Genomic DNA, 18,138 nt, shown 5'->3' with positions numbered 1-18,138 from the left:
CTGGCGGGATGAGGGCACGTGGCGGGCGGACGTACGGCGGCGGGCAGCGGGGTGTGGCCGGTGCTGGCGGCCGCGGTGCTCTGGGGGACGGTCGGGCCCGCGCAGGTGCTCGCGGACACCGAGGTCGCGCCGGTCGCGCTCGGGGCCTGCCGGATGTTGCTCGGCGGTGCGGTGCTGGCCCTGTTCACCGTACGGCGGGCCGGACTCCGGACGCTCTGGCGGCCCGGGGTGCGTGGCGCCATGGTGGTCGGGGTGCTGGTGACCGCCGCCTTCCAGGTCTGCTTCCTGGAGGCGGTCGACCGCTCCGGGGCGGCGGTGGCCACGGCGGTGGCGTTCGGGACCGTCCCGGTGGTGGCGGGGCTGACGGCCCGTCGGCCGGCCGGGGAGCGGCTCGGCGCCCGCTGGGGTGTCGGCACCGCCGGTGCGGTGGCCGGGATCGCGCTGCTGCTCCTGCCGGGCGAGACGGACCGGGCCTCCGTGGCGGGCGTGCTGCTCGCGGTCGGCGCGGGGGCCAGCTTCGGAAGCTACATCGCGGTCACCGGCCGGCTCGCGGAGCGCGGTGCGGACACCGCCGCCGCCGCGCCGATCAGCGTGCTGTGCGCGGGAGTTCTGGTCTCACCCGGGCTGCCGGCGGCACCGCGGCACCTCGCCGAACCGGGCAGCCTGCTGCTGATCGGCTGGCTCGCGCTCGGGACCACCGCGCTCGGCTACCTGCTCTTCACCCGGGGCGTCGGCCGGCTGAGCGCCGCCACCGTCGGCACCCTGAGCCTGACCGAGCCGCTGGTCGCGACGCTGCTCGGGCTCGCCCTGCTCGGCGAACGGCTCGGGGTGGCGGGCGGCTGCGGAGCGGCCCTGCTGCTCGGTGGGTTGGTGCTGGTCTCCTGGCCGCGCCGCCGGACCCCGGCGGTGCCGTCCGGCCGGGAACCGGGCGTACTCCCGGAGCCGTCCCCGGCAGAGTGAGCCAGTGCCGGGCACGGCACCAGGAAGCCGACCACGGGGGACGCGGCATGCCCGATCAGGAAGATCTCGTCCGGGGCGAGGAACTCGCCGGCCGGGGCATGCGGCTGGCCGACGCCGGTGACCTGCACCGCGCCCTTCCGTTGATCCGCGACGCCGTGCGGACGGTCCGGCCGCACGCGGCGGTCGACCCGAGGGCGGAACTCCGGCTCGCCGCCTTCCTGCACGATCTGGGCCTGGTGCTGGCCTGGCTGGGCCGACCGGCCGAGGCGGTCGTCCCGATCGCCGAGGCGGTGGCGGTGTACCGCAGGCGGCTCGGCGGCGGTGGTGGAGCCGACCCCCGGACCGTCCGGATCCTGCTGGCGAACTCCCTCGACTCGCTGGGCACCCGACTGGCCGCGCTCGGCCGCCACCGGGAGTCGCTGCGGGCCGCCGAGGAGTCCGTGGCGCACCACCGCGAGGCAGCTGCCACGGAGCAGGTCCTGCTGGTGCTCGAACTGGCCCGCGCGCTGAACAACCTCAGCATCCGGTACGCCGATGCCGAGCAGCACGAGGAGGCGCTCGCCGCCAGCCGCGAGGCCGTCGGCCTGATGCGCCGGGTGCCCGGGACGGAGCGGGACGACCCGTCGGGCCTCACCCACGCCACCACCAACCTCGCGCTGCGCCTGGCCAAGCTGGAGCGGCACGCCGAGGTGCCCGCCGTCGTCGACGAGGCCCTGCGACTGATCGGCCGGCTCCCCGATCCGCACCCGAGGAGCCAACTGGTGTCCCTCGCCGAGTCGTTGACCTGGCTCACCTGGTACCTCGGCGGGGAGGGCCGCCTGCTCCGGGCCCGGTCGACCCGGCGGGCGGCGGCGGCCCTCCGGCGCCGGACGGCCGACTGAGCCGGGGTCAGCGCTCCTGGTACGAGTTCATCGCGTCGTTCACCCGGGCGGAGAAGAACAGCGGGCCGATCGCGTCGGCCCAGGCCATCCCCTCCGCCGTGAGCAGCAGCGACTCGCCGGCGCCGCCGGCCAGCCAGCCGCGCTCGGCGAGGGTGGCGAACTCGGCCGGGAAGTCGGCCTCCGGCCGGGTGCCGAACCGCCGGCGGTAGGCGTCGGTGCGCAGCCCGCTCCACTCCAGCAGGGCCTGCAGGACGAACATCCGGCGCCGCTCGTCCTGGTCCATCCGGAACGCCCACTGGGCCCGCCGGAACTCCTCGGTGGGGGTGGCGATGTAGTCGTCGATGATCCGGCGCACCTCCGGCACGGCGACCGCGTAGTCGGTGGTGTAGTGCAGGTCGGTGGTGAACGAGCGGGCGCCGACGCCGAGTCCGACCATGCCGGCCTGCTGGTTGTACTCGCTGATGCCCGCGAGGTCGGAGAGCTCCACGGCGGCGGTGCCGATCCGCTGGAAGACCCGCATCGAGGTCTGCCGGTAGCCGGCCGCCAACAGGTGGTCGCGGCCGTACCGGTAGAGCCGCAGGCGCTGCTCGTCCCAGAGCCTGCCGTCCTTGTCGTGCCGGGCCATCAGGCCGGTCAACGGGCGGACGTACAGCGGGTAGAGGTAGATCTCCTCCGGCTCCCAGCTCAGCGCGGCGTCCAGCGAGACCCGGAAGGACTGCTCGGTCTGGCCGTCGATGCCGTAGATCAGGTCGATGTTGAGGATCGGGAAGGCCGCCTCCTTCAGCCGGGCGAGTGCCTCCTCCACCTCCTGGCGTCTCTGCGGCCGGACGGCGGCCCTGGCCTCCTCGTCGACGAAGCTCTGCACGCCGATGCTCAGCCGGGTGGCCCCGCGCTCGGCGAGCACGGCCAGCCGGTCGGCGGTGGCGGTGGTCGGTGAGGTCTCCACCGACCAGGGCAGCACCTTGAGGTCGGCACCCATCACGTGCTCGCAGATGTCGCAGAGCCTGGTCAGTTCGTCGGCCGTCAGATAGGTGGGGGTGCCGCCGCCGAAGGCCGCGAGGGTGAAGCGGACCGGGTCGCCCTTGGCCTCCAGCGCCTCCCGGGTGGCGGTGGCCTGGCGTTCCAGGGTGCCGAGGAACGCCCGGGTGACGTCCTCGGGGGCACCGGTGCGGGTGAAGAGGTTGCAGAAGCCGCAGCGCATCTCGCAGAACGGGATGTGCACGTAGAGCGAGAGCGCGTCGAGCCGCTCGTTCGCCCAGACGTCCCGCAGCAGGGGACGGTCCGTCAGCAGCCGGTAGGCCTTCTGGTGCGGGTAGGCGTACACGTACTGCCGGTAGGGGGTGGCCGGTTCCTCCGGCGCGGACGGGGTCAGCTGGACTGGGACTGGTGCGGCCATGGGCCCGGGGTGTCCTCTCGGCTGGACTCGATGGTGCCGAACTGTCGATCGCGCTTGTACGTAAAGCTATTGACGAGGCGTCAGTTGTGTTGATGGGGTGAACATCAGAACTGCGCTCCTCGGGGAGCCGGGCGCTTGGAACGTTCCGCGCCTTGTGCCGTTCGGCCGTGGCTGTTATCGCCGGGGGCGGGGCTTGGAGATGTGCCCTGAGGTGCGGTAACTCTGTTGGGCATGAAGCGACTTCTGATCGCCGCGGGCGGTGGCGGCGACGCCATCGCGACCTCGCTGGTGCACGCCGCGCTGTACGGTGCGGGCGCCCCGGCGCTGGTGCTGACCTACGCCTGGGAGCGGCTGGTGGTGGACCCCGTCCCCGGCCCCCGGCGGCCCGCCGACTTCATCGGCACCGTGGCGGCCGGGCCCGGCCTGCACCTGGTCACGCCACAGTCCGCTCCCAGGCCGCCGGCCGGGTCGCTGCTGCCCCGGCTGGCGGGCGAACTGGGGCCTGAGCTGGGCCTGTTGGACCCGTACGAGGGTGCGGAGGGGCTGGCCCGGCAGATCCGCACGGCGGCGCGGTACTGCGGCGCCGACCGGGTGGACGTGGTCGACGTGGGCGGTGACGTGGTCGCCGACGGCACCGAACCGACCCTGCGCAGCCCGCTCGGGGACGCCCTGGCGCTGGCCGGCTGCGCGGCGGCGGGCCTGCCGACGACGGTGTACGTGGCCGGGCCCGGGCTGGACTCGGAGGTGCCGGAGGCGGTGCTGCTGCCCCGGCTGGGCGCCCCCGCGTTCGCCCTGACGGACCGCCACACCGCCGTCGTGGACGGGGTCTTCGACTGGCACCCGTCCGAGGCGAGCGCCCTGCTGGTGGCGGCGGCCCGGGGAGTGCGCGGGGTCTGCGGCACCCGCGACGCCCCGCAGCCGGTCCTGCTGGGCCCCGGCAGCGCGGGCGTGCACCGGCTCCCCCTGGCCCGGGCGCTCGAACTCAACCCGCTGGCCCGGGCGTTGGCGGGCAGTACCGACCTGGCACAGGCCGAGGCGGCGAGCGTGGCGGTCTGCGGCTTCTCCGAGATCGCCCGCGAACGCGACCGCGCCAGGGCGCTGACCCCGGAGCCGCCCGCCGTGCGGGCCGCCGACGGCGACCCGGGGGAGCGCTTCGCCACTTGGGCGGCCGGTACGGCGGCCACCGGTGTCGAGTACGTCACCACCCGCCGGATCACCGAGGAACTCGCCCTGACCAGCGCCGGATCCACCCTGCTGCGGACCGCACTGCGGGCGGCCGGGCGCCACCGTCCGCCGCTCTGGCGGCTCCGGCCCGGCTAGGTCCGTGCGGGCATCCGCACAGCTCGGCCGAGGCCGTGGGTCAGCGGGGTGGTTCGGCCGGCGGGTCCACCCGGACCAGGCCGGACCGGTAGGCGATGGCGACCAGTTGGGCGCGGTGGCGGGCGCCGAGCTTGGTCATGGTGCGTTGCACGTGGGTGCGGACGGTCAGCGGGCTGACGTACATCCGCTCGGCGATCTCGTCGTTCGACAGGCCCTCGGCCACCTGGGTCATCACCTCGCGCTCTCGGGCGGTGAGGACGTCGAGGGCGGGCGGCGGGGTGGCGGGGTCGGTGTCGGGGTGGGCCAGGAAGCGGTCGATCAGGGCCCGGGTGGCGGTGGGGGAGAGCAGGGTGTCCCCGGCGGCCACCGTGCGGATGGCGCCGAGGAGTTCCTCGGGGCCGACGTCCTTGCCGAGGAAGCCGCTGGCGCCCGCGCGCAGGGCCCGGGCCACGTACGCGTCGATCTCGAAGGTGGTCAGGATCAGCACCCGGGTGCCGGTGAGGGCCGGGTCGCGGCAGATCTCCTCGGTGGCGGCCAGGCCGTCCAGCACCGGCATCCGGATGTCCATCACCACCACGTCGGGGCTGGTCTCCCGGGCCAGTTCGACCGCCGCCCGGCCGTCGCCCGCGACGCCGACCACGGCCATGTCGGCGCAGGACTCGATCAGCAGCCGGAAGGTCCCGGCCAGCAGGGCCTGGTCGTCGGCCAGCAGTACCCGGATGGTCACCGTGCGGTCCTCTCCTCGTGCTCCCCGTCGCCCGGGTCGGGCTCGGACTCGCCGGTCTCCAGCGGCAGTTCGGTGGTGACCTCGAAGCCGCCGTCCGAGCCGCGGCCGGCCAGCAGGCGGCCGCCGACCGACTGGGCCCGTTCCCGCATGCCGATCAGACCGTAACCCGGGGTGCCGGCCGGCGCGGCCGGGCGGCCGTCGTCGGCGACGGTCACGGTCAGCAGCCGCCGGGTGTAGGCCAGCCGGACCGAGGCGGTCGAGGTGCCCGCGTGCTTGGTCACGTTGGTCAGCGCCTCCTGGACGATCCGATAGGCCGTCAGGTCCACACCGGGGGAGAGCGGGCGCTGCTCGCCCGACCTGTGCACCGACACGGTCAGCCCGGCGCCCTCGAACGCGGCCAGCAGATCCGGGAGTTGGGCCAGCCCGGGGGCGGGCTCCAACGGGGCCTCGGGGTCGTCCGAACGGCGCAGCAGGCCGACCGTGGCCTTGAGCTCGCGCAGCGCGGCGGAGGTGGTGCCGGCCAGGCCGTCCAGCATCTGCTGGGCCTGTTCGGGCTTGCTGCGCAGCAGGTAGGCGGCGGTGGCCGCCTGGGCGTGGGCCAGCGCGATGTGGTGCGCGACGATGTCGTGCAGCTCGCGGGCGATCCGCATCCGCTCCTCGCCGACCCGGCGCTGGGCCTCGTCCTCCCGGGTGCGCTCGGCGAGTTCGGCCCGGGCCTCGACAGCGGCCACGTAGTCGCGGCGGCTGCGGACCGAGTCGGCGATGGCGCCGGAGAGCAGGATCCAGGCGACCAGCCCGATCCGGTTGGCGGTCAGGATCGAGCCGGAGCCGGGGAGCACGGAGGCGGCGAACAGGAGGCCGGCCACCGCGACGGTGTACAGCATGGACGTCCGGCGGTCGGTCCGCATCGCCATCGAGTAGAGGGCGGCCAGGGCGGCGCCGGAGGTGAACGGCGAGGGCTGGAAGCCGATCGGGTCGGCGAGCACGCTGATCGCGGCACCGCAGGCGGTGGTCACCGCCACCACGGCGTGCGGGTGGGTGCGGTGCCGGAGCAGGGCGACCGAGGCGGCGGCGGCGATCAGCGCGACGGCGGGCGACGGGGCCCGGACGATCCGGGGCTCGGCGACGGCCATGCTGCTGGCCAGCAGGGCGAGGCCCCACAGCACCACCGCCAGCGTCACGTCGACGGTGCGGGGGTGCCGGCGGAGCCACGGGCGCCAGGCGATGATCATGCGGTCTCCCTCCGGTCGGCTTCGTCCATGATCGCCGACCCGGGGTCCCGGGTCGGACAGCGACATCGGGAGGCCGCCGCCGGGTTCGGCGGCGGCCTCCCACGGTCCGTCAGACGTGGACGGTCGGACGTTCGGTCGGACGTTCGGCCGGGGCGGGAGCCGGGGTCGGTGCGGGTGCGGTGCCGCTCAGCGACTCGCCCTCCACGTCCACCCGGGGAATGACCCGGTCCAGCCACTTCGGCAGCCACCAGGCCCGGTCACCGAGCAGCGCGAGCACCGCAGGGACGATGGTCATCCGGACCACGAAGGCGTCCAGGAAGACGGCCGAGGCCAGGCCGAGCCCCATCATCTTGATCATCGACTCGCTCATCCCGATGAAGCCGGAGAACACCGCGATCATGATGACGGCGGCGGCCACCACCACCCGGGCGCTGTGCCGGAAGCCGGTGACGATCGCCTGGGTGGGCCGCTCGCCGTGCACGTACGCCTCGCGCATCCGGGTCACCAGGAAGACCTCGTAGTCCATCGCCAGGCCGAACACCACGCCGATCAGGAAGATCGGCATCATGCTCATCACCGGCCCGGTCTGCTCGACCCCCAGCAGGCCGGCCAGCCAGCCCCACTGGAAGACCGCGACGATCACGCCGAACGCCGCCGCGACCGAGAGCAGGAAGCCGAGCGCCGCCTTGAGCGGGACCAGCACCGAGCGGAACACCACCATCAGCAGCAGCACGGCCAGGCCGACCACCAGCGCCAGGTAGGGCAGCAGCGCGTCGGAGACCTTCTGCGAGATGTCGATGTTCACCGCGGTGGTGCCGGTGACCAGGACGGTCGCGCCGGTGTCGGCGCGCAGCCCGGCGGCCTCGCCCCGGATGGTGTGCACCAGGTCCTTGGTGTCGGTGGTGCTCGGGCCGGTGGCGGGCACGGCGGTGAGCAGCGCGGTGTCCCCGGCCGGGTTGAAGGCGGCCGGCGAGACGGACACCACGCCCTCGGTGGCGGCCAGTTGCCGGGCCGCCTCGGTGACGGCGCCCTTCGGGTCGGCGGCGCCCTTGGCGTCCACCACCACGGTGAGCGGCCCGTTGAAGCCGGGGCCGAAGCCGTCGGCCAGGGCGTCGTAGGCCCGGCGCTGGGTGGAGGAGGTGGGCTGCGACTCGGCGCCCGGCATCCCGAGGTCGAGCGAGAGCGCCGGTACGGCGAGCACGCCGAGCCCGAGCACGCCGAACACCAGGACCGCGACCGGACGGCGCGTCACGAACCGGGCCCAGCGGGTGCCGCCGTTCGGCTTGGCGGTGGCGGTGGCGGTGGTGGTGGCGGCCCGGGTGGCCTTGGATCGCCGGGCGGCCCGGGGCAGGACGGCCTTCTGGAAGAAGCCGAGCAGTGCGGGCAGCAGGGTCAGCGCGATCACCACGGCGACCAGGACGGTGCCCGCCGCCGCCATGCCCATGCTGGTCAGGGCGGGGATGCCGACCACGGAGAGCCCGGCCAGCGCGATGAAGACGGTCAGCCCGGCGAAGACCACCGCCGAGCCGGCCGTACCGACCGCCCGGCCGACCGCCTCCTCGGGTCGGTGGCCGTCGGCCCGTTCGGTCCGGTAGCGGGAGACGATGAAGAGCGCGTAGTCGATGCCGACCGCGAGGCCGAGCATCAGCGCCAGTGTGGTGGTGGTGCTGGACATGCCGATCGCGACGATCGCGGTCACGCCGACCCCGATGCCGATCAGCGCGGTGAGCAGCGGCAGCCCGGCGGCCGCCAGCGAGCCGAAGGTGATCAGCAGCACCACCGCGGCGGCGGCGATGCCGACCAGCTCGGTGACGCCGCCCGCCTCGGGCCCGGCCTGCAGCGCCGTGCCGCCGAGCTCGACGGTCAGGCCCGCGTCCTGGCCGCTCCTGACGGCGTCCTTGAGGGTGTCGGTGGTGCTCCCGGCGAGTTCGGTGCTCTTCGCGTCGTAGGAGACGGTGGCGTAGGCGGTGCTGCCGTCCTTGCTGACGGCGTGCGTGACGAACGGGTCGAGCACGCTCTTGACCTGCGCGCTGCCGGTCAGCCGGCCGACCACCTGCTCGACCGCGGCCTTGTTGGCGGTCGCGGTGATCTGCTGCCCCTGGGGGGCGACGAACACGATCCTGGCGTCGGCGCCGTCCGAACTGGCCCCGGGGAAGCGCTCGTTGAGCAGGTCGAAAGCCTGCTGCGACTGGGTTCCCGGCATTGCGAAGCCGTCGTCCTCGGCGGCGGGCGCCTTGGCCGCGGCGAACGCGAAGGCGGCCAGCAGCGCCACCCAGAGCAGGACGACGAACCGTCGCCGCCGGAACGAGAACCGGCCGAGCCGGTAGAGAAAGGTGGCCACGGAGAAGGGCGCTCCAGTCTGGATCGGCGGTGGGCGGCGGGGGTGCCGCAGGATGCCTCAATCCTTCGTGCCGAAGCGGCTCACGTCGTCCTTCGCCGGCAGACAGTTGCGCGTACTGCCGCTGCAGTACGTGCCCCGGGCACCTACCGCGCCGGCAGCAGGCCCGGTCCGGTCGCCGCCGTCACTCCGGGCGCGGGGCGGCGGTGCTCTCCCGGACGGTCAGCCGGGGGGTGGGGTTCTTCAGGTCGTGCACCGCCCCGGGGTCGGCGATGGCCGCCAGCATGGTCCGGGCGACCTGCTCGCCGAGGGCGAAGGTGTCCCGGGACAGCGCGGTGAGCGGCGGGTGGACGATCCGGGTGAGGGTCGAGTCGTCGAAGGAGACGATCGACAGCTCACCGGGCACCGCCACCCCCATCTCGGTCGCGACGCCGAGCCCGGCCACCGCCATCACGTCGCTGTCGTAGATGATCGCGGTGGGGCGGCGGCTGCGGGTCAGCAGCGCCCGGGTGGCCGCCGCGCCCTCGGCGTCGCTGAAGTCGGTGGGGACCGAGAGTGCCTCGGTCAGGCCGAGCCGCTTCGCGCTGTCGCGCAGGGCGCGGATCCGGCGCTGGGTGTGCTGGAAGGCGGGCAGACCGGCCAGGTGGGCGATCCGCCGGTGGCCGAGCGCGGCCAGGTAGTCGACGGTGGAGATCATCGCCTCCCGGTCGTCGGCCCAGACGCTCGGCAGGGTGCCGTGCCGGCCGGGGCCGCCGAGCACCAGGGCGGGCACACCGAGCTGCTCCAGCACCGGGACCCGCGGGTCGCGGACCTGGAGGTCGACCACCACGAAGCCGTCCACCCGGTGTTCGGAGGACCAGCGCCGGTAGACCTCGATCTCGGCGGCGGTGTCCTCGACCACCATCAGCTGGAGGGCGGTGGAGCTGGCGGACAGGCCCGCCTGGAGGCCGGAGAGCAGTTGGGCGAAGAACGGTTCGACGCCGATGGTGCGGGCCGGGCGGGCCAGCACCAGGCCGACCGCCCCGGCCTTGGCGCCGCCGAGCGCGCGGGCGGCGCTGTGCGGACGCCAGTTCATCTCCTCGGCGATCCGCAGGATCCGCCGGCGGGTCTCCTCGCTGACCCCGGGCCGCCCGTTGAGGGCGAACGAGACGGCGCCCTTGGACACCCCGGCCTGCCGGGCGATGTCCGCGATGGTCGGTCTTGCCATGGGGCGCCCCCCTCTCCTACGACCCGTCGAAAACCTGGTCGGAGCATAGTGCACCCCCGATCGACCGGTTTACCGATCCCGCTGGTCAGAACACTTGCTGGGAGCACGTCAGATGGGGTGCCGAGGTGGTCACCGGAACGGTCTCTTGACACCCCGAACTAGAGCGGTTTAGGTTCGCCGTGCCATGGGCTGGATCAGGGCAGGATCAGCAGGAGGAGACCCCGTGCCGGTCACCGTCAGCGCCGTCGAGAACACCGACCTGTTCACCGGCAGCGAGGCCGACCCCCGCCAGGTCCTGCGGGTCGTGCTGGACGGGTCACCGGCAACAATCACCGTCACCGGCCCGGGAGTTCGGGGTGCGGCTGACGGCACCGGCGCGGTCGAGATCCCGTTGTGGGTCACCGACCCCGTCCCCGGCGAACGCCGCCCGGTCACCGTCCGCGCGGGCCGGGCCGAGGTGGCGGCCGAGCTGCTGGTCGCCGAGCCCGGCTGGACGATGTACCTGGTCTCGCACTTCCACTACGACCCGGTCTGGTGGAACACCCAGGCCGCCTACACCTCGCCCTGGGAGCTGCTCTCCGGCGACGCCACCACCCGGCCACTCTGGGAGCGGAACGGCTTCGCCCTGGTGGACGCCCACCTGGAGCTGGCGCTGCGCGACCCGGTGTACCGGTTCGTGCTGGCCGAGGTCGACTACCTCAAGCCCTACTTCGACCAGCACCCGGAGCGGCGGGCCCAGTTGCGGGCGCTGCTGGAGCGCGGGCAGGTCGAGCTGGTCGGCGGCACCTACAACGAGCCGAACACCAACCTGACCGGCGCCGAGACCACCATCCGCAACATCGTCTACGGCATCGGGTACCAGCGCGACATCCTCGGCGGCGACCCGCAAACCGCCTGGCAGCTGGACGTGTTCGGCCACGACCCGCAGTTCCCCGGCCACCTGGCCGACGCCGGGCTGACCGGCAGTGCCTGGGCCCGGGGCCCGTTCCACCAGTGGGGCCCGATCCAGAAGAACTTCCGGGCGGGCAAGGACGACGCCACCGTGATGCAGTTCCCGAGCGAGTTCGAGTGGATCGCGCCCTCGGGCCGGGGTGTGCTGACCCACTTCATGCCGCACCACTACTCGGCCGGCTGGTGGATGGACTCCGCGCCCGACCTGGCCGCCGCCGAGCAGGCGGTGTACGAGCTGTACCGCAAGCTCAAGCCGGTCGGCGCGACCAGGAACCTGCTGCTGCCGGTCGGCACCGACTACACCCCGCCGAACAAGTGGGTCAGCGAGATCCACCGCTCCTGGGCCGCCAAGTACGTCTGGCCCCGGTTCGTCTGCGGCACCCCGCGCGACTTCCTCACCGCCGTCCGGGCCGAGTCCGCCGCCACCGGCCGCCGGCCCAGTCCGCAGACCCGCGACATGAACCCGGTCTACACCGGCAAGGACGTCTCGTACATCGACACCAAGCAGGCCCAACGGGCGGGCGAGGTCGCGGCGTCGGACGCCGAGAAGCTCGCCACCCTGGCCGCCCTGCAGGGGCTCGGCGGCTACCCCGAGGCGGCGCTCGACAAGGTCTGGCGCCAACTCGCCTACGGCGCCCACCACGACGCGATCACCGGCTCCGAGTCCGACCAGGTCTACCTCGACCTGCTCGGCGGCTGGCGGGAGGCGCACGACCTGGCCGCCGAGGTCCGCGACCGGGCCCTGGACGCCCTGGTCGGCACCGTCGACACCCGGGGCCCCGGCACCGCCGTGCTGGTCACCAACACGCTCTCCTTCGCGCGCTCGGGTCCGGTCGCCGTCCGGCTCCCCGAGGGTGCCCCGGCGGCGGTCCGGATCGTCGACGACACCGGCGCCCCGGTGCCCTGCGCGGTGGACCGGGGCACCCTGTACTTCCACGCCGACGCCGTGCCCGCCCTCGGCTGGCGCAGCTGGCGGGCCGTGGTCGGCACCCCCGAGGCGCTCTGGACGGCCGCCGACGGCGTCACCGCCGCCAACGGGCGCTACCGGGTCACCGCCGACCCGGCCCGGGGCGGCGCACTGAGCAGCATTCAGGACCTCGGCTCCGGACGGGAGTTGCTGCGGACCGGCCGGCTCGGCAACGAGCTGCGGGTCTACCAGGAGTACCCGCAGCACCCCGACTTCGGCGAGGGCCCCTGGCACCTGCTCCCCAAGGGCCCGGTGCTCGGCTCGGGCGGGACCACGGCGGTGACCCGCCGGGAGACCGGCCCGCTCGGCGAACGGCTGGTCAGCCACGGCACGGTGGACGGCATCCGGTACCAGCAGACCGTCACCCTGTGGCACGGCCAGGACCGGATCGACTGCCGGACCAGGGTGCTGGACCACGGCTCCGCCGACCGGCTGCTGCGCCTGCGGTTCGCCCTGGACCTGCCCGGCGCCCTGCCGGTGAGCGAGGTCGCGGACGCCGTGGTCGGCCGGGGCTTCGCGCTGCCCGACGTGGACGTGGCCGAGGCGCCCTGGACGCTCGACAACCCCGCCAACACCTGGTTCGGCCTGGGCTCCACCGCCCGGGTCACCCTGACCGGCCCGGACGGCACCCCGCTCGGCGACCGGGCCCTGGGCGTGGCCGAGGTGGTGGTCCCCGACCTCGACCGGGCGGCCGACGCCCGCGAGCTGGTGGTGGCACTGGCCCGGGTGGGCGTCACCGCGACCACCGCGAGCGCCGACTGGTCCCGCTACGGCTGGCTCGACGTGGACTCCAACCTGCCGGACTTCCGGGTCCTGCTCGGCGGTCCCGAAGTCAACGACGCCACCCGGCGGTTGCTGGCCGAGGCGGGCGAGGAGTACGCGGCCGTGCTGAAGGCGCACGGCCGGGTCTGGGTCCCCGCCGACCGCCCGCTGCGCGAGGTCTGGGGGCCGGACGCCGACCTGCGCGGGCTGCGCACCCTCCCCGCGCTGGTGGTCACCGACCCCGAGGCGCTGACGGCCGACCTGGCGGACGCCCGGGTCGGCGCCGTCTGCCCGGGTGAGCCGCCCGCGAGCGAGCGGCTCACCGACCACACCGCCGCCCTGCTCACCTACGGCCTGCCCGGCTTCGCGGTGGACCCGGGCGGCGCCCTGCACCTCTCGCTGCTGCGGTCCTGCACCGGCTGGCCGTCCGGCGTCTGGATCGACCCGCCCCGGCGCACCGCCCCCGACGGCTCCTCCTTCCAACTCCAGCACTGGACCCACGACTTCAGCTACGCCCTGGTCAGTGGCGACGGCGACTGGCGGGCCCTCGCGCTGCCCTCGCAGGGGCAGGAGTTCAACCACCCGCTGCTCACCAGGCTCGCCCCCGCGCAGGACGGCCCGCTGCCCGCCCGGCACTCCTGGCTGCGGGTCAGCCCCGAACGCGAGGTCCGGCTGAGCACCCTCAAACCGACCGGCAACCCGATCGCGCACGGCTCGGCCGCCGCCACCGACCCGGCCGCCGGGGTCACCCTGCGGCTGGTCGAGTCCACCGGCCTGGGCCGGACGGCCACCCTGGACGGTGCCCTCCGGCTGACCGCCCTGCACCGGGCCGACCTGCTGGAACGGCCGCTGGAACCGACGGGTGATCAGGTCCCGTTGGACGGCGCGGGGATCGTCACCCTGACCGCCCGCCCGGTGGCGGCCCGCTCCGGCGGTGCGCCGCTCGGCCCGGTCGCCGAGGCGGCCCAGCCCGTGCACGCCCGGTACTGGCTGCACAACCGGGGCCCCGCGCCGATGGGCTACCTGCCGGTCTCGGTCGGCCTGGCCCCCGGCCTGCTGCGCACCGACGGCGGACCGGTCGAGCTGTCCGCCGTGCTCGCCTCGCACCTGGTGGACGCCGAGGTGGAGGGGACCGCCGAGATCCTGCCGCCCGACGGCTGGCAGGTCGACCTGCGCCGCCGACCGTACCGGCTGGTGCCCGGCGGGCACCTCCGGTTCCCGGTCACGCTCACCCCGCCCGCCGGGGCCGGTCCTGGCCTGTACTTCGTCGCGGTCCGGACCGGGTACCTGGGCCAGCAGGTCGAGGACGTGGCCACCGTCGCGCTCGGCGAGCTGCCCGAACTGCTCCCGGTGCCGGGCCCGGTCCCGGAGGACTGGCCGCAGGCCCAGGGCACCAAGGCCGACACCGGCCGGCCCACCGGGCTCACCGTCGAGACGGCGGCGACCACGATCCGGGTCGCGCCCGGCGGCCGGGCCGTGCTCCCGCTGCTGCTCGGCAACCGGACCATGGGCGAGATCCGCGGCGAGCTCCAGGCCGTCTCCCCGTGGGGGAGTTGGGAGACCGTCCGGACGCCGGTGCGCGGCTTCTGGGTGGCGGCGGGGGCGAGTGAGCGGGTGCTGTTCGAACTGGCGCCGCCGGCCGATCTCGACCCGGGCCGGTACTGGCTGGTCGCCAAGGTGATGTGGTTCGGCCGCTGCCAGTACGCGCCGACCGTCGAGCTGGTGGTGGAGTCGTGACGGGTGCTCAGCCGGCCGGTCTGCTCGGCCTGTTGGACGGCCGGCCGCTGCCCCGTACCGAGCTGGACCGGCGGCTGGCGGCGCTGCGGGCCGGGCCCCGGGCCACCGCGCTGCCGAGCCCCGGCAGCGCCGAGGACCGTCAACTCACCCGCTGGGTGGCGCAGGTGGTGCTGACCGAGGAGCTGTGCGCCGCCGAGGTGGTGGCCCGGGGCCTGGACCCGGGCGCCGCGCCGCCGGTGCGGCTGGACCAGCGGGCGGCCGTCGAGCTGGGGTCGATCGCCGCCGCCGCGTTCGAGGGCAGTGCGGCCGTCCGGGCGGTGTACCGGGCGGTCACGGCGGAGGTGACCGCGCCCGACCCCGGCCCCGGCCCGGCGCTCGGGCAGCCGGCGGCCGAGTGCTGGCAACTGACCGGCCCGGACGGTGACTTCGAGGCCGACCCGGCCACCCTGCCCGCCGGGTTGGTCCGGGCGCTCCGGACCGCCGGGCCGGGCCGGACGGTCACGGTCGGCCCCTGGACGGTGGCGTTGGCCGGGCGTCGGCCCGCACCGGCGGCACCGGACCGGAGCGCCGAACTGCTGGACTGCGCACGGCGGATCGCCTTCGTCCGCTGGCTCGACGGAGCCCGGGCCGGACGGCTGACCCTGGTGCCGGGCCTGGAACACCCGGGTGACCCGGCACAGCCCGACAACCACCACCGCCACTGAGCCCGACCGCCAGACGGAGGGCCGGCTCAGCCGCGCGGCACCCGCTGCGGCGGCAGCAGCTCGTTGGGCTGGACGATCACGTACCCGTGGCCGGTGAAGGACAGCTCCCAGCCCTCGGTCGCGGTGCCCCGGCGGCGCCAGGCCTCGGTGTTGCTGCTCTGCGCCTGGAGCTGGACCTCGAGCCCGGAGGACCAGCCGACCACCGCGTCCGCGTCGCCGTAGACGTACCGGCCGGGCTCGACCGGCAGCACCAGCGGGCGGCCGGAGGTCATCAGCACCAGGCTGCCGGTGCCGGAGAACTCCAGGGCGCGCGAGCCGACCCCGGCGATCCGGTCGCCGTTCTCGATGGCCACCGCGTGCCAGTCCAGCGTGGCGTCGAGGGCGAGCACGTAGGTGTTGGTGATCACCATCTTCTCGCCGTTCAACGCCAGCACGTGCAGGTGCTGGGCCAGGTTGGCGAGATAGGCGGTGCCGGTGCCCGAGCAGCGCATCAGGTCGAGCACGTCGGCCTCGCGCCGCCGGTTCCGCCGGTTGCCGGACGGCGGCGTCCAGGCGGCGTAGGCGATCTTGCCGACGTGCGCGACCATCGCGCCGCTGCGGGCCAGCACTTCGGAGGTGCCGTCCAGCACCACCCGCAGCAGCTGCGGGTTCTGCAGACCGAAACGGTCGGTGCCGGTGCCGGCGGTGTGCGCCAGGAGGGGGCTCTGCACGGAAGGGCTCCTCGAACTCGGTTCTCAGCCGCGGATCTTGAGACGGTCGGCGGTGTCCTCGCTGGGCTGTACGACGACGAAGCCCGCGCCCTGGAAACCCAGCTGCACGGCCTCGCCGCTGCCCCGGCCGACCAGGGCGCCGAGCTTCATGGACCGGCGGGCCCGCACGTCGAGGCCGGTGGTCCAGGCGACCAGCGCGTCCGGGTCGACGTAGGTGTCGGCCTCGGCGCAGTCGAGCACCACCGGTACGCCGCGGGAGGTGACGGAGACCCAGCCGGTGCCGGTGACCTTGACGTTGTACAGGCCGGTGCCGGCCAGTGCGGCCACGCCCTTCACCTTCTCCACCGTGCACTGCAGGGTGGCGTCCAGGGCGAGCAGGTGGGAGCCGTTCACCGACAGGCTCTCGTTGTCCAGGTGCAGGTTGAGCACGTCCGCGCCCAGGTCGGCGAGGTAGAGCGCACCGTCGCCGGACCAGCGCAGCAGCGGGCTGCGCTCACCCGACGCCCACTCACCGAGCGCCCGGCGGAAGGTCTGCGACACCGCCTCGTACTGGAGGAAGCCGTCGTACGCCACCATCGCGCCCGCCTTGGCGTAGACGTCGGTGGTGGCGGTCACCGCGACCCGGCAGATCGCCTTGCCGTGGTTGGTCATCCGGGTCGCGGTGTCGGCCGGCCGGTGGCCGCCGAGCCCGTTGCCCGCGAGGAACTGTGCCTGCATGACTCCCCCTCGGTCCTCAGACCTCGAACGGCTGGACGACGACGAAGTTCCCCGGCGCGCCGCGGAACTGGAGACTGTGCGATTCGGCCGCGTGCCCGACGTACGCGGAGCGGCGGATCCGCACCGGTGCGGTGGTGATCACCTGCGCGCCCCGGGACCAGGCCACCAGGGCCTGGATGTCGACGAAGGTCTCCGGCGCGGGGGTGACCGGCAGCACCACCGGGACGCCGTTGGTCTTCACCACCACCATCCCGTGCCCGCTGAGCTGGAGGGTGAAGAAGCCGCCGTTCGGCAGGCCCTCGCCCTCGATCCGGCGCACCTCGTACTCCAGGCCCGCGTCGAAGGCCAGCAGCCGGTCCGAGCCGACGCAGAGCGAGTCGCCCTCCAGCCGGACCAGGTGCAGGTCGCAGGCCTCGTCGGCGAGGAAGACCTGCCCCTCGCCGGAGACCCGCATCAGCTTGAGCGGCTGGCCGGTCAGGTTGCCGACCAGCTTCTTCAGGGCGCCGGACGCCTCGTACGCGAAGTCGGCCTTGCCCTGGTAGGCGACCATGCTGCCCTGGAGCGCGAGCACGTCCTGACCCTTGGTCAGGGTGACCCGCACCAGGTTGTCGTTCTGCTGCACCCAACCCGAGCTCTCCGGCAGCTCGGTGTACTTGGTCAGCGAGACCTTGACGCCGACCGGGACGGGCTCGGCGGCCCGGTCCTGCGGGGCCGGGGCCGGGACCTGCACCGCGACCAGGGTGGCGTCCGGCGCCGGGGCCTGCGCGGGAACGGGAACGGGGGTGGGTGCGGCGGCGGCCGGGGGCGGCTCGGACTCGTCGAGGACCTCGCCGCCGAAGTTCTCCAGCAGCGCCTGCAGCCCCCCGTCGAAGCCCTGCCCGACGGCGGCGAACCGCCACTCGCCGCCCCGCCGGTAGACGTCGGCGAGCATCACGGCCCGCTCGGTGGAGAACTCCCGGCCGGTGAAGCTGTACCGGCCGACCTCCGTGCCGTCGGCCACGATCCGGACGTAGCCCGAGGCCACCTGGGACATCTGCCCGGCGCCGTCGATGGTGGCGGTCAGCGCCAACTTGTGGACGCTCTCCGGCACCTGGGGCAGCGCCACCGCGAAGGACTCGGAGTCGCCCTCCCGCGCACCGAGCAGCCGGATCGACTGCTCGGGGCTGTTCGGCTGGTTGAAGAAGACGAAGTAGCGGTCGTCGCTCAGCCGTTCCTCGGCGTCGAGCCCGAAGCAGCTGATGTCGAAGGTGAGTCCGGGCCCGGCGATGTGCACACCGAGGTAGAGGTCGGTACTCGAGGTGAGCTCACTGACCCGTACCCGGGACGCCTTGGCGAGTTCTCTGGACACGGCGCGGACCGGCCCCCTTCCGGACGGCTTGCTGATCTCCGGACCCTATCCCAGCCGGACCACCCGGAGCAGCCCCGGGTGACCGCCGATGCGGTGGCGGTTTGCCCCGGGGCGCGGAGCTGGCTTTGATGGTCCCCGACCGCGGATCGACGGTGCGGGTGAGTGGTGAGGGAGCGTCCGG

Annotated in this window: 13 protein-coding genes; 5 read left to right on the top strand and 8 right to left on the bottom strand. The window is 74.4% G+C overall.

Annotated features, from left to right (window positions below):
• The first annotated feature begins 18 nt into the window (after positions 1–18).
• Both OHV05_RS02500 and OHV05_RS02495 read left to right on the top strand, forming a co-directional pair.
• A complete protein-coding gene (locus OHV05_RS02500; RefSeq protein WP_405016094.1) occupies positions 19–960 on the top strand; it encodes a DMT family transporter in 942 nt (313 codons plus the stop codon).
• Positions 961–1,007: 47 nt separating this feature from the next.
• The gene (locus tag OHV05_RS02495) at positions 1,008–1,841 is read left to right on the top strand and encodes a tetratricopeptide repeat protein (protein WP_405016093.1); all 834 of its coding nucleotides are present in this window, start codon (positions 1,008–1,010) and stop codon (positions 1,839–1,841) included.
• 7 nt (positions 1,842–1,848) lie between these two features.
• On the opposite strand, the gene OHV05_RS02490 is transcribed toward OHV05_RS02495, so the two are convergent.
• Complete coding sequence (locus OHV05_RS02490; protein ID WP_405016092.1) at positions 1,849–3,237, bottom strand: STM4012 family radical SAM protein; 1,389 nt, start codon at positions 3,235–3,237, stop codon at positions 1,849–1,851.
• Between the two features lie 231 nt (positions 3,238–3,468).
• Here OHV05_RS02490 and OHV05_RS02485 point away from each other — a divergent pair, with 231 nt between their 5' ends.
• On the top strand, positions 3,469–4,557 hold the full coding sequence (locus tag OHV05_RS02485) for a DUF1152 domain-containing protein (protein WP_405016091.1): 1,089 nt from the start codon (positions 3,469–3,471) through the stop codon (positions 4,555–4,557).
• Positions 4,558–4,597: 40 nt separating this feature from the next.
• On the opposite strand, the gene OHV05_RS02480 is transcribed toward OHV05_RS02485, so the two are convergent.
• From OHV05_RS02480 to OHV05_RS02465, 4 genes are all read right to left on the bottom strand, one after another.
• On the bottom strand, positions 4,598–5,284 hold the full coding sequence (locus OHV05_RS02480; protein ID WP_405016090.1) for a response regulator: 687 nt from the start codon (positions 5,282–5,284) through the stop codon (positions 4,598–4,600).
• Positions 5,281–6,516 (bottom strand): sensor histidine kinase, encoded by a 1,236-nt coding sequence (locus OHV05_RS02475; RefSeq protein WP_405016089.1) that lies wholly within the window; start codon positions 6,514–6,516, stop codon positions 5,281–5,283. The genes OHV05_RS02480 and OHV05_RS02475 overlap by 4 nt, the downstream gene beginning before the upstream one ends.
• 109 nt (positions 6,517–6,625) lie before the next feature.
• Positions 6,626–8,857: an MMPL family transporter gene (locus OHV05_RS02470; protein ID WP_405016088.1), complete on the bottom strand. Its 2,232-nt coding sequence runs from the start codon at positions 8,855–8,857 to the stop codon at positions 6,626–6,628.
• A gap of 181 nt (positions 8,858–9,038) precedes the next feature.
• The gene (locus OHV05_RS02465) at positions 9,039–10,061 is read right to left on the bottom strand and encodes a LacI family DNA-binding transcriptional regulator (protein ID WP_405016087.1); all 1,023 of its coding nucleotides are present in this window, start codon (positions 10,059–10,061) and stop codon (positions 9,039–9,041) included.
• Between the two features lie 223 nt (positions 10,062–10,284).
• Between OHV05_RS02465 and OHV05_RS02460 the strand changes: the two genes are divergently transcribed.
• Together OHV05_RS02460 and OHV05_RS02455 are read left to right on the top strand one after the other, a co-directional pair.
• Complete coding sequence (locus OHV05_RS02460) at positions 10,285–14,478, top strand: glycoside hydrolase family 38 C-terminal domain-containing protein (protein ID WP_405016086.1); 4,194 nt, start codon at positions 10,285–10,287, stop codon at positions 14,476–14,478.
• Complete coding sequence (locus OHV05_RS02455; protein WP_405016085.1) at positions 14,475–15,182, top strand: hypothetical protein; 708 nt, start codon at positions 14,475–14,477, stop codon at positions 15,180–15,182. Before OHV05_RS02460 ends, OHV05_RS02455 begins: the two co-directional genes overlap by 4 nt.
• A 26-nt stretch (positions 15,183–15,208) precedes the next feature.
• Here OHV05_RS02455 and OHV05_RS02450 read toward each other — a convergent pair whose 3' ends face one another.
• The 3 genes from OHV05_RS02450 to OHV05_RS02440 are packed head-to-tail and all read right to left on the bottom strand — an operon-like array spanning position 15,209 to position 17,957.
• Complete coding sequence (locus tag OHV05_RS02450) at positions 15,209–15,892, bottom strand: AIM24 family protein (RefSeq protein WP_405016084.1); 684 nt, start codon at positions 15,890–15,892, stop codon at positions 15,209–15,211.
• Between the two features lie 24 nt (positions 15,893–15,916).
• Positions 15,917–16,609, bottom strand: coding sequence for an AIM24 family protein (locus OHV05_RS02445; RefSeq protein ID WP_405016083.1), 693 nt, complete (start codon positions 16,607–16,609; stop codon positions 15,917–15,919).
• A 16-nt stretch (positions 16,610–16,625) separates the two neighbouring features.
• The gene (locus tag OHV05_RS02440) at positions 16,626–17,957 is read right to left on the bottom strand and encodes a TerD family protein (protein ID WP_405016082.1); all 1,332 of its coding nucleotides are present in this window, start codon (positions 17,955–17,957) and stop codon (positions 16,626–16,628) included.
• Positions 17,958–18,138 lie beyond the last annotated feature (181 nt).

The organism is Kitasatospora sp. NBC_00070 (assembly GCF_045041205.1).
GTDB lineage: Bacteria > Actinomycetota > Actinomycetes > Streptomycetales > Streptomycetaceae > Kitasatospora.
This window is presented reverse-complemented; position numbering and strand designations above follow the sequence as displayed.